Genomic DNA, 12,134 nt, shown 5'->3' on the forward strand with positions numbered 1-12,134 from the left:
TGATATTCAATTGTGAAGAAAAAGATAATTCATTGATGAATATGCTTCTTTATAACAGTTTGCCTTGAGTTTAGCCTCAGGAATTGCGAGCCTCCAGGGTGTTGAAAACTGTTATAAATTTTAGAAATTGGATGATGAATTATCCTTTTCAACATAACCTAGTGATATCAGTGAGTATTTGCCAGCATAAATGAATAAAGCCATCCGTTCGTCAGCCCTTACCCGTAAACGTTTGATTGAAGCAGCCTCGCAGGTATTTGCTAGTTTAGGGGTTCAAGGAGCAACCACCCGTGAAATAGCTCGTGTTGCCAGTGTGAATGAAGTGACTTTATTTCGCCACTTTGCTAGCAAAGAACAACTTTTGGGAGCAGTAATCGAAAATGTTTTAGCACTCCAGATAGAATCCCTTGCACATCCCGAAGCATGGACGCAGGATTTGAAAATTGATTTAGAACGGTATGCCCAACTTTACAATACTATGTTAGAGTCACATGAAGACTTAATTCGTACCTTCATTGGAGAAGCCAAGCGTCATCCAGAGGCCGCCAGACAAGTGATTCAAGAAGCTGCTAAGCCATTAGGGGAAAAACTAGTAGCTTACTTACAATGTGGTCAAAGACGAGGTATTGTCAGAGCAGATATCGATCCGTTTCCAGCAGTTGATATGTTTACAGGAATGTTGTTAGCGGGAATGCTATGTCGTACTGCAAAATTCAATCAAGCTAACTATAGCTGTGAGCGCTATATTGAAACTTGTGTAGATATTTTTGTGCGTGGTATCAGTATTACTCCACTCTAATAAAGCTTTGATAAGTACCTCAAAAAGTTGCAATTTGCTGTAAGTATGTAATGTAACAGCAATTCTTGTAAATTTTCTCAGGATTATGTCTATAAAGGGATTGTCAAAATTAAATCTAATATTTTCTAATTGAAGAATTAAGTATTATGTCTAATAATTTTTAGGTATTGTTGAATTTAGATAGCTTGTTTGTGAAATTTATGGTTAATATCTAATGAACGGTGGAAATGTCTGAAAATTTTTGTTTTTAATGCGTGTCGATTCTTGGTGGAGTAGCTATTAGGAGTAATTATGACAGCCATTAATAATATTTCAATAAAAAACAAACAATCTGTAAACCTTGTAATTACTTTATTTGTTTGGTTACTATATCTGTTCTTCCTACCTTATATTTATGCTTCATTCCACATATTTTCAATCTTATTTATGCTTTTTCCTGGAGTCTATCTTCTTTGTTTATTGGCACAATTTATGCATGAATGTTGGCATGAATATTTACCCGGTATTGACAATAAGCTTTTTTACTTAATATTATCTTGGGTGATTTTTCTTGAGCCACAAATTTTTAACATAGTACATCCTTATCATCATTCCCAAGTAAATACTTACAAAGATATAGAGTTTCATCCTTTAGGTGAAATTAAAAATAAACCATTACGAATTATCTACAACTTTTTAGAAATATGTTTTGGAAACATCTTTGTTATACTCGTGACTAGTTTCAAAATATCCAGGCATCCGACACTCAAACATGTGTATTCTTATAAAAAATTCATAGTTTCGATTTTGATGTGGATTATTATTTGGGGAGGAATTGGATACACTTCGCATTTAATATTAGGAGTAAGCACAAGTCAAATTGTAATTTCTTATTTTCTTACCTGTTGGATGGGTTCTTTTATGGTTCATCATTGTGAATTAATAGAGCATGGAAATTTAATTGTAGAGGGAGACTTGAAAGAACGTAACTTACAAACTAGAAACTTGAAACCTTGCGGTATCATAGAAAGATTTTTTCTATTTATTACCCATAATCATTGTCTAGAACATTCGTTACATCATTCGATGTCTAATCTTTACACTCGACCATTTCCCCAAGCATATGTCCTACCAGAAAAAACAGTATATATTTCATTTGGTGAATATTTAGTAATCCTCAAAGATATGCTTACAGGTAAATGCGTAGTTGTTAATCCTAAATAATTGCTTGCAAGGCTAGTAGTTCGCCAAGTTCACTTGGCGGGGGAAAGGGGAAGGGGTAAAGGGTAAAGGATTTAAAACTTTTTCCCTTTCCCCTTTCCCCTTTCCCCAGCCCTCATCCAGCAAAGTTGACTTGCCAGAACACTAGGGTGGCACTGCTGTGCTACCCTAACTTCGTTGTTGGTTATTGGTGTTAGTTTTCTTGTCCGGTTGGTCGGATCAAAATTTCGTTGACATTAACGTGTGGTGGTTGAGTGACAGCATAAACGATCGCAGCAGCGATGTCTTCACTTTGCAGAGGTGTGATGGATTTGCGTCGTTCTTGGATACGTTGTTTGCTAACGGGATCGGTAATATGGTCATCAATACCTGTATCAACTAAGCCAGGTTCGATGATGGTGACGCGAATATTATCCTTGTAGACTTCTTGACGCAGTGCTTCCGAAAGAGCATTTACACCCCATTTGGTGGCGTTGTAAACACCTACACCAGCTCGCGCTGTCCGCCCTGCAACCGAGGAAATGTTAACTATATGCCCCGCTTGTTGCTGTTTCAAAATGGGCAAAGCTGCATGAGTCACATATAACAACCCTAGAACATTGATATCAAAAGAGCGCCGCCAATCTGCTGGATTTCCGGTCTCAATAGTACCGAGCAAAGCAATACCAGCATTATTAACTACAATATCTACCCGACCGAACTCTGCATTGGCCTTGCTCACCAAGTTATTTGCCTGTGTCTCGTCAGTAATATCAGTGACAACAGCTAGTGCCTGACCACCACTCGCTTGGATACGTTCTGCCAATGCCTCAAGAAGTTCACCACGCCTAGCAGCCAGAACTACTTTTGCTCCTTCTGCCGCTAAGGCGATGGCCGTCGCTTCCCCAATTCCCGAAGAAGCACCCGTAATAATTGCTACTTTTTCTTGTAATTTACCAGTCATTTGTCATTTTCCTTAGTGATAGTGATTGGGCATGGGGCATTGGGCATTGGGCATTGGGCATTGGGCATGGGGGAGACAAGGGGAATAAATTCTACTGACTTACCAGTCATCAGTCATCAGTCATTCCTTCCTTAATCTCAAAACAGATGCCATTGCTGCCGCACATAGTACTAGGGCGGCAAAACGAAAAGTTCCTTGGAAGCCGATAACGATCGCTTCTGGAGGAGCAACGGATACATCTGCACCCCCAGCCATAGTGGCGATTAAGCCTCCAAATACTGCCCCAAACAGCGAAACTCCGACGGTGTTACCTGAGGTGCGCGATAAAGACAACAACCCAGAACCAATTCCCAGCCGCTCGCGAGGCACTGTTCCCATGACGGCGCTGTTGTTGGGGGATTGAAATAAACCCAGTCCTATACCGTAAATAAAATAACGGGAGATATAGCCTACTTCAGTGATTTGGGCATCAAAGGTGCTAATTCCCAAACAGCCGCCAATCATCAACCCCAACCCAATTGAGCTAATTAATTGAGTGCCAAAGCGGTCTGCAAGTGTTCCAGCTAAGGGGGCAACGAACCCACTCAGTATGGGGGATACTGCTAGTAGTAGCCCTACTTTTGCTGTGGGATATTGCTTTACTCCCTGCAAAAAGAATGGCACGATTAGTAGAGAACCACCAATGACGGTGAAGGCTAGCCAGCCACTGAGCAAACTCATACTCAATTGAAGATTGCGAAACAAGTGCAGTTCGAGTAGTGGTTGCTCTATTAGCATTTCAACTACCAAAAAAGTCGTCAAACTAATGGCGGCGATCGCTAGTAATATCAATGCATTAATACTACTAAAACCAAGGCTTTGACCTAGTGTCATACCTAAGCCAAAACTACCCAAAGTCAATAAAGCCAGCATTGCTCCAAAAGGGTCAAATTTCTGTTTACCCTCAATGACTACAGAAGGTGGCACTACGCGAGCAACTAAAAAACTAGCTACGATCCCCAGGGGTACATTGACCAAAAATATACTATGCCAGCCCGACCAACCCAGCAGTAGTCCGCCAGCCGAAGGGCCAAAAGCAATACCCAATGACACCACGCTACCGATGATACCCACAGCCCGACCTCGTTCGGAAGAGGGAAAAACTTCTGTAATAATTGCCAAACCAAGGCCAGAGATAAACACAGCACCTAATCCTTGGAGTGCCCGAAAGCCGATTAACCACTCGATACCAGGTGCAAGACCACACAACAACGAACTGAAAGTGAATAAAATCAGTCCGCCTTGATATAACGACTTCTTGCCCCACATATCCCCCAGCCTGGTTGCTGCCAACACTAAACCGGAACTAACCAACTGGTAACTCAATACAACCCATTGAGTTATGGGAAAAGTGGTGTCAAAAGCTTCTACCAATGTGGGTAAAGCAACATTGATAATGCCCACATCCAAGGTAGACATGAATACCCCAAGTCCTACACCAACTAAAACCCAATTTTTTTGAGAGCTTGACAAAGCCAGAGGTTGTGCTTGCAATTTTGCCAACTTTTACTTTCCGCCTTTAACTTTACGATTATCAATAGTTTGCATACGTATATTCATTGTAGGTTGTTACCATTACTGCCAAAGTTAGGGAACTGCAAAAATAACACGTGGTGGTTGACTGTTGACCGTTGACGGTTCACAGTTAACAGTTTTTAGTTGTAAGTCTACTAAAATACGTTAAATTGATAGACTTAGTGTATTTTATGCTAAAGTTGAAGCCACACAACATTCAACTGACATCAAAATCAGGAATGCGGGAAAAACTTTTTGATTTGCTGAAATTATGCAGAGATTTGAGTTCTGATATTGTGATGTCCCGCCATTGACCGGGTTGTAAGTCATTTAATTCTAAGTGGGCGATGCTGACCCTAACCAATCGCAAAGTCGGAAACCCCACAGCCGCAGTCATGCGGCGCACTTGGCGGTTTTTTCCCTCAGTCAAGGTCATTTCCAGCCAAGCTGTTGGTACATTTTTACGAAATCTAATTGGTGGGTTGCGTTCTGGTAGCTGTGGTTCTGCTGGTAATAGCCTAACTTCTGCTGGCTGAGTGCGGTAATCTTGAATTTCCACACCTGTTTGTAATCTTTTTATGGCCTCTGCATCGGGAATTCGTTCTACTTGTACCCAATAGGTACGTTTATGAGCAAAACGGGGATGGGCGAGGCGATGTTGCAATTGTCCGTCGCTGGTTAGTAACAATAAACCTTCGCTGTCCCAATCTAAGCGTCCCACAGGATAGACATCAGGCACATCAATATAATCTTTGAGAGTGCTATGTGTGGGAGTTTCTTTTGTAAATTGACTGAGAACTCCGTATGGTTTGTAAAAAATAATATATCGATGGTGATTGGTCATTAGTTATTAGTTATTAATTATTTTGTGCGTTCCTTTTATTTTGTCCAATCACCACTGTGTTGATAGCGATCGCCACTTTCAATAAAATAAATATTACACCTGATTTTACCTAACGCACCATATTATATAGCGGTGCGTCACGTTTGAGTGTTTAACGCACCCCACTTAAGATTTACTAACCTTACTAAAGATAAAACCAGTTAAAAATAGACCTGGAATAGTCGATTGTATATATTCTATTATCGTGGAAGTTAATCCCATGAGAACCAAGGTAATAGGCATTTTCAGCATTATTTATACCACCAGTACCATTAAATAAATTAACATATATATAACCTCCAAATACAGCCTGACTTTGAGATAAAGTCAAGTTGTTTATAAATACCTCCAAATCAGTAGGATGGCAATAACAAATTATTATTTTAGCCATTGTTTTAATTTATCCATTACAAAAAAATACTTTCGATTTTAAAAATTTATCAACAATAATTTCGGAGTAAGTCGTCAGAATTCAGTATGAATTTGAGTTAACAAACAACACGAAAAAATATCCAAATTAAATGTGCCACAGCTTATTATTGATATCAGCAGTAAACTTCTTTAACTAGGCGTCCATCTTCTATATAAATGATTCTATCAGATATATCTAAAATTCTATTGTCATGGGTAACCATTAAAATTGCTGAATTTTGCTCTTTAGCTAATAATTGCATGAGATTCACAATATCTCGACCTGATTTACTATCTAATGCTGCGGTAGGTTCATCAGCCAGAATTAATTTTGGATGCTTTACTAAAGCACGAGCAATTGCTACTCGTTGCTTTTGACCACCAGAAAGTTCGCATGGATAGTAATTAGTTCGATTCCCCAATTGAACAGCTTGAAGCATAGCTTCTGCTTTTTTTTCAGCTTCGGAATTAGACATATTATTGTCTAATTCAAGTAGCATTTGAACATTTTGCTGAGCCGTTAAGAAATTTAGTAAGTTATGGGACTGAAAAATATAGCCAATATGACGACGTATTTCTCCCAATTGTTCATTACTAGCGCCATAAAGTTCTTGATTAAGAAATTTTATGCTTCCTTTTTGAATGGAACGTAACCCACCAATTAAACTTAGTAATGTTGTTTTACCCGAACCTGAAGGGCCAGTCATAGTGACAATTTCGCCATATTTAATATTGAGGTTGATGTTAAATAAAATTTGGCTTTTTAAGATTTGTTTGCCAAAGTAGTGATTGAGGTTTTTGATGCTAATAATAAAGTCTGACATAGGTGGTTAAAAGTTGATTATTGACTGCGAACAGTCTTCTATGACATATTTTTTATTGATAAATACCTTACAGATGACTAAAAAAATCTGCTGGATCTATCTTTCGCAATTTTTTTGTAGATATAAACCCAGATGCTAAGCACATTAAAATTATAAAAAACAATACCATAGCTGCTTTGTCTAAGCTCATAGTAATTGGTAAATTAGTAACACTTTTGGCTACATCATACAAACCTATAGATATGGCAAACCCAGGTATGTAACCAAAAGATGCTAAGATTAAAGCCTGTTGAAAAACTACAATGAGTAGATATTGATTTTTAAAACCCATTGCTTTGAGGGTGGCATATTCCACTAAATGACTAGCGATATTACTATAAAGAATTTGATAGACGACTACTACACCAACAACAAATACCATAGTCACCATCAATTGAAATACAAATCCAATAGGCGCTCTGAGCGTCCAATAATTTTTCTCTAAATTAATAAAATCCTGGCGTGTAATCACTATCACGTCTTTAGGTAATTTAGCAGATAAAATAGCCAAAACTTTTTGGGGGTTAGCATCGGGTTTGAGATTAATTGAGCCTATATCTACATTTTGTGCTGAACGACCTTCAAATATTTGAAAAAATGTAGAAGCACTCACAATTAAATTGCCATCAACTCCAAAGGATGGGCCGAGACTAAATAATCCACCCACTTTTACTTTGTAACCAATTGGTGAAGTATAGTTAAATATTTCCAGCGTCACAGGTTTTCCTAGTTCAAAATCTTGAGGAATTGGCCCAAATTGTGACCGAGATTTACTATCAAATAAAACTATGTTAGGTAATTGTAATAATTTGTGGTTTTTTTGAATATCTGGCAATGTTAAAATTTGTTGATTTGGATCGAAACCAAGTACATATATAGGAAACTTTATGCCATTAGTTAAATTTTTTAGTTTAGCAAACTGCATATATAAGGGATTAACTGATTCTATGCCGTCGCATCCTAATATTTGATATAAATACCAACGTGGAAAGCTTTGATTGAAAGTCAACGATTGATATTGATTACTGATGATAAATAAATCGCCTTTGAGATTGTTATGTAACTGCGTAGCACTAGTGTATAAAGCGTCTTGAAAACCAACTTGGATAAACATCATTACTGCAATAAAAGCAATTCCAGTGGAAGCCACAAAAAAGCGAGCTTTTTGTCGAGCTAGCTGTAACCAAGCCAGAGATATATTAAGAATCATTTGATAAACCTAAAGTGATACACAAATCAACCTCGATCTATAGATTTAAATATCAATGCGTACCTGTACCTGTAAATTAGTAAGAGCGGTGATTTGTTTGTTATCTTTCATATTATTGATGCGAATTTTTACCTGAATTACTTTGTTGTCTGTATCGGCTTGCAAATTATTAAACATATTTTGTTGCTCGACTTGCAGACCAATATCTGTGACTGTTCCTCGTAATTCCTTTGGTAAAGCATCACTAGTAATCACGACTGACTGACCTAGACGTACTTTTTTAATATCAGTTTCATAAACTTCTGCTATTGCATACATCTGTTGTGTACGACCCAAGTCAGCTATTCCCGCACTACCAATAATTTCTCCAGGACGAGTATTAATTTTCAGAATTTGCCCAGCTATGGGCGATCGCACAGAACTTAAATCCAATTCAACCTGGGCTTGTTTGACTGAAGCTTTGACACTTTCGACATTAGCTTGTGCTGCTTGCACATCGGTAGAACGCACTTCTGTAATACTTGCAAACTTGGCTTTGGCCTCTATCAACTGCTGTTGAATAGTTTTTACAATTCGATTCTCGGAAGCCTTAGCTTCGTTATACTGCTGTTGAAGAACTTCGACTCGCAAACGCCTAGTCTCTGACTCAGAAGCAGAAATAGCACCCACTTTGTATAAGTGCTGATAACGCTGATTTTCGCTTTCAGCATTACGCAATTCTGCTTCTAGGCGAGCAGTTGTAGCTTGTTGTGCAGACATGGCTCCCAACAAATCAGCTTGTAGGCGAGTAATTGTTGCTTGCTGTGCAGATATGTCTCCAACTTTGGCACCCGCTTTTACTTGATTGAGATTAGCTTGCGCTACTAATACTTGTTTTTGTGCTTTTTCTAAAGCTGCAAGACGTGGATAATAACTATCAAGAACAGCAATTATTTGTCCCTCATGCACCCAACTTCCTGGTTTAACAAAAAGTTTCCCCACTCGAACGCCGCCTTGAAAATTAGGTGCAGATAAACGAATAACTTCTCCTTCAGGTTCCAAAGATCCTAAAGCAGTAACAGCAGTTATTGTGGGAGAATCACTAGGAACAGATGAGTCTAATTTAGAGGTCAACTGAAATCGTGAAAAACTGTAGAAAGAAAGTGTAATAGGAACTACAGCCATAGCAGCTGTCAACATTATCAAATACCAATTTACAGGTTTTGTTAATGGCTGCCTTTGTTTGTATACCATAATTATCTTTTCCAAGTTAGTGTGCAAAGCTTTTGCATTCAATCACGCCAACAGTTACAGCAGAATTGAAAAGTCAAACAAATTTGATATAGCAGTTTTAAATGAGAAAGTGAAATCTTGTGTAGAAGCTGTTGACTGTTAACAGTTCACAGTCAACAATCAACAGTCACCACTGATATTTTTCACAACTCAAATAGGATTGCTATATCTGGCTTTGTTCCCTAAAATTGATACTTCACTCAGTGAAAATCAAAAATATTTAACTCGCATTAGTCAAACTTACAACTTCTGGTGTTCCTATAGGTAACATGATGACGAAATTAATAGTTAATCTTGAAAAATCAATCGTAAATAACTTGTTGCCATCTAAAGAAAAAAGGCTAAGGCTATTTGAGACGTTATTGATACCATCCTGAATGTTAGCCAAATCAACACCAACAATACCTCCTAATACAGTAGTAGATTTTTCAGAAGATATTTGAGCGAATATTTCGTTATTTTCGAGATCGAGAATTTGTAGCATATTGTATAGTTAATAGCATCAAAGTTAAGAGTGAAGTGACGTTGATTCATAGCGAAAAGGTATTTACATCGTTTTTAGTCACGGGTAGCATTCAGGTAAATATTTTTTAACATTAAATAAAATTCATAACCCAAATCGGAAGATTAAACTTGTGCAAAACTTCCGGCGGTTGGATTGGCCATTTCTGACATCAGAGAACTAACTCCAAAGGCAATTAACCCAGCAAAAAGTCCGGCGGTGAGTGCGGCGGCTGCAAAGGCATAGGGAGCAACTTCACAGCCACTAACACTAACAGATTCTTCATTGGAAATTTCGTTAAAAAGTTCGTTATTTTCGATATCGGTAATTTGCAGCATATTGTGTACATCTGCACGCTAAAACAGTATAACTATTGGTGGTTGTTGACAGTTGACAGTTCACAGTCAACAGTCAACTATTAACATCAGAGATTTAATAACACGCCCACTTGATTCACTTTTAAGAACCGAATAAGGGCGCGTTATGTTCTTCAACTTATGGAAAAAAGCTTATTCGAGAGAAGGGTTAATTGCAGTAAATAATAGTATCGCTTGTACAATTGGGTCTTTAAAAACGCCAGTGGCTATTGCAAGAATACTTGCGACACCAAAGGATTCAAGTCCACCGCCAGTAACGCTAGCAGATTCTTCACTGGAAATTTCACTGAGTAGTTTGTTATTTTCGAGATCTATAATTTGCAGCATATTGTGTAATTAAGGGCATCAGGGTCAAGGTATAGTGGCACTTTTTCACAGTGAAAAGGTACGCACATTGTTTTTAGTCACAGTTCGCATTCAGATAAATCAGCTATTACGCTTATAAATTACACAATTAGTCATCAGGTTCGTTGATTGTTAACGATTAACTTTCAATCGTCAACAGCTAACATGAAAAGATGTGCAAGTTAAATGCGTGACAGCATATTCAAGTAAATTGTTTGCTGATAGCCAAACTTCTTTGTTTGTGAACTGTTCCTATTATCTTTAACGAACACTCAATGCAAAATATTCCATCAGTTCGCCAAATTGGCATCAGCTTATTGAGTATGTGATGTCGATTTTGGATTAAAAGCCTTTGCTACAAAGCTGTTCTAACAACTTCAAACAATACTTCCTGTGTAAATTGAGTGTTATATGACAAATAATTTCTCAGATAATTGCTAATTTAGGAATATTTTCCATTCGATATTCGTTAAAGAAAATAAGAACGGAAGAAATAGACATCATTAAATTCATAGATAAATTTAGTTTGGATTGATTAAAGCCTGACCTAAGATTTTTTGATATCGATTTCTGCCGTGACTAACTCCTGAATACTTGCTTTATCAACCTCAGTGAATTCACTGGGGATTTTTATTTTTATTTTTGTATTTATAAAATATACAAAACCGGATTTATCACTTGTAATAAATCCGGTTCATCAATAATTTATCATGCTACAGCTGCAAGAATTATCAAAACTAATAAACAAATCTATTGTATATTGACCTGGAACTGGTTACTGTATTTATATTATTATCATGATAGTTAATTGAACCTGGGCCTCCACCATCATATCTAACACTAGTATCAATGGAATTGATATATGTTCTATCAGTAGTATTCATGATGCAAAAACCATAGGGAAAACCACCTGCTAATATAGTTTCTGCTTCTTCTTTAGTAAGATTGTGAATTAATTTTTCTATGTAACTAGGATGTAAAGCAGAAATGACAATTTTTTTCATCATGTTAGTTATCATCGGATTTTTATAAATTAATTGTATATTGACCTGGAACTGGTTCTTGTGTTGATATTATTATCATGAGAATTAATTGAATTGAAGCCTCCACCGTCAAATCTAGTACTGTTGTCAGCAGCATTGATATATGTCCTATCAGTGGTATTCATGATCTCAATGCCATAGGGATAAGCACCTGCCAATATAGTTTTTGCTTCTTCTGTAGTGAGATGGTGTATAAATCGGTTTATAAAATTAGAAGACAAGGTATAAATTACTATTTTAGTCACAAATTTTATTCCTCTAATGTTAGTAGGGGTTGGCTTTTAGTTGATTGCACTAGTCCACTTTTCTCACTGATTATTATATGTAAAAGACTATCCTGAAAACAGGTATTTGCAGATATTTATAAGACATAAATCGTTTTGTGTCTTGGAAATTTACAACAATGATAAGTAGAACAGGATAAATAATTAAAGGTTTGTAGTGAGAACTAAAGTTCTCAAAAAAGGACTAAAGTCCTCACTACGAACTGAATTTTATTCTTTTACATTACTTAACATAGTTTGGTTTTTTCAAGTCGTTCTACTTATAGTAGTACGCCACTTGGCTCTTTAAAGGGAAAAGGGGAAAGGGGAAAGGTTTTAATCCCTCCCGTTTCCTCAGCCCTCACAAGCGCATTTTTGGGTTGGCAAACTACTACAGGAGTATTGATTTTTTTCAAAAATCAAATAGGAGTCCCATAGTACTTTTCATATACTATACTTGAATGTAATT

At 37.3% G+C, this 12,134-nt stretch carries 12 protein-coding genes; 2 read left to right on the forward strand and 10 right to left on the reverse strand.

Annotated features, from left to right (window positions below; all coding sequences use genetic code 11):
- Positions 1-190: 190 nt before the first annotated feature.
- On the forward strand, positions 191-799 hold the full coding sequence (locus VF06_RS06920; RefSeq protein ID WP_099067944.1) for a TetR/AcrR family transcriptional regulator: 609 nt from the start codon (positions 191-193) through the stop codon (positions 797-799).
- 291 nt (positions 800-1,090) lie between these two features.
- Positions 1,091-2,002 (forward strand): fatty acid desaturase, encoded by a 912-nt coding sequence (locus tag VF06_RS06925; protein ID WP_099067945.1) that lies wholly within the window; start codon positions 1,091-1,093, stop codon positions 2,000-2,002.
- 190 nt (positions 2,003-2,192) lie between these two features.
- On the opposite strand, the gene VF06_RS06930 is transcribed toward VF06_RS06925, so the two are convergent.
- From VF06_RS06930 to VF06_RS06975, 10 genes are all read right to left on the reverse strand, one after another.
- Positions 2,193-2,942 carry an SDR family oxidoreductase gene (locus VF06_RS06930; RefSeq protein WP_099067946.1) on the reverse strand — a complete coding sequence of 250 codons (750 nt, stop codon included), beginning with the start codon at positions 2,940-2,942 and terminating at the stop codon, positions 2,193-2,195.
- 120 nt (positions 2,943-3,062) lie between these two features.
- Complete coding sequence (locus VF06_RS06935; RefSeq protein ID WP_099067947.1) at positions 3,063-4,484, reverse strand: MFS transporter; 1,422 nt, start codon at positions 4,482-4,484, stop codon at positions 3,063-3,065.
- 229 nt (positions 4,485-4,713) lie between these two features.
- Positions 4,714-5,340, reverse strand: coding sequence for an rRNA large subunit pseudouridine synthase E (locus VF06_RS06940; RefSeq protein WP_099067948.1), 627 nt, complete (start codon positions 5,338-5,340; stop codon positions 4,714-4,716).
- Positions 5,341-5,924: 584 nt separating this feature from the next.
- Complete coding sequence (locus VF06_RS06945; RefSeq protein WP_099067949.1) at positions 5,925-6,614, reverse strand: DevA family ABC transporter ATP-binding protein; 690 nt, start codon at positions 6,612-6,614, stop codon at positions 5,925-5,927.
- Positions 6,615-6,681: 67 nt separating this feature from the next.
- A complete protein-coding gene (devC, locus tag VF06_RS06950; RefSeq protein ID WP_099067950.1) occupies positions 6,682-7,863 on the reverse strand; it encodes an ABC transporter permease DevC in 1,182 nt (393 codons plus the stop codon).
- A 45-nt stretch (positions 7,864-7,908) separates the two neighbouring features.
- Entirely contained in the window at positions 7,909-9,096 is a 1,188-nt protein-coding gene (locus tag VF06_RS06955) for an ABC exporter membrane fusion protein (protein WP_099067951.1), read from the reverse strand.
- A gap of 259 nt (positions 9,097-9,355) precedes the next feature.
- Positions 9,356-9,619: a hypothetical protein gene (locus tag VF06_RS06960; protein ID WP_099067952.1), complete on the reverse strand. Its 264-nt coding sequence runs from the start codon at positions 9,617-9,619 to the stop codon at positions 9,356-9,358.
- Between the two features lie 143 nt (positions 9,620-9,762).
- Positions 9,763-9,975, reverse strand: a complete 213-nt coding sequence (locus VF06_RS06965; protein ID WP_099067953.1) for a hypothetical protein — start codon at positions 9,973-9,975, stop codon at positions 9,763-9,765.
- 171 nt (positions 9,976-10,146) lie between these two features.
- Positions 10,147-10,341 (reverse strand): hypothetical protein, encoded by a 195-nt coding sequence (locus tag VF06_RS06970; protein ID WP_099067954.1) that lies wholly within the window; start codon positions 10,339-10,341, stop codon positions 10,147-10,149.
- Positions 10,342-11,096: 755 nt separating this feature from the next.
- Positions 11,097-11,366: a hypothetical protein gene (locus VF06_RS06975; RefSeq protein ID WP_244918010.1), complete on the reverse strand. Its 270-nt coding sequence runs from the start codon at positions 11,364-11,366 to the stop codon at positions 11,097-11,099.
- Positions 11,367-12,134: the final 768 nt, after the last annotated feature.

The sequence above is a fragment of the Nostoc linckia z4 genome (assembly GCF_002608075.1).
Lineage (GTDB): Bacteria > Cyanobacteriota > Cyanobacteriia > Cyanobacteriales > Nostocaceae > Nostoc > Nostoc linckia.

Bases quoted from the DNA above. Each gene is read 5' to 3' on its own strand.
- devC (WP_099067950.1), bottom strand. From the start codon at position 7,863: ATGATTCTTAATATATCTCTGGCTTGGTTACAGCTAGCTCGACAAAAA.
- VF06_RS06920 (WP_099067944.1), top strand. From the start codon at position 191: ATGAATAAAGCCATCCGTTCGTCAGCCCTTACCCGTAAACGTTTGATT.
- VF06_RS06940 (WP_099067948.1), bottom strand. From the start codon at position 5,340: ATGACCAATCACCATCGATATATTATTTTTTACAAACCATACGGAGTT.
- VF06_RS06960 (WP_099067952.1), bottom strand. From the start codon at position 9,619: ATGCTACAAATTCTCGATCTCGAAAATAACGAAATATTCGCTCAAATA.
- VF06_RS06955 (WP_099067951.1), bottom strand. From the start codon at position 9,096: ATGGTATACAAACAAAGGCAGCCATTAACAAAACCTGTAAATTGGTAT.
- VF06_RS06925 (WP_099067945.1), top strand. From the start codon at position 1,091: ATGACAGCCATTAATAATATTTCAATAAAAAACAAACAATCTGTAAAC.
- VF06_RS06970 (WP_099067954.1), bottom strand. From the start codon at position 10,341: ATGCTGCAAATTATAGATCTCGAAAATAACAAACTACTCAGTGAAATT.
- VF06_RS06965 (WP_099067953.1), bottom strand. From the start codon at position 9,975: ATGCTGCAAATTACCGATATCGAAAATAACGAACTTTTTAACGAAATT.
- VF06_RS06975 (WP_244918010.1), bottom strand. From the start codon at position 11,366: ATGATGAAAAAAATTGTCATTTCTGCTTTACATCCTAGTTACATAGAA.
- VF06_RS06930 (WP_099067946.1), bottom strand. From the start codon at position 2,942: ATGACTGGTAAATTACAAGAAAAAGTAGCAATTATTACGGGTGCTTCT.
- VF06_RS06945 (WP_099067949.1), bottom strand. From the start codon at position 6,614: ATGTCAGACTTTATTATTAGCATCAAAAACCTCAATCACTACTTTGGC.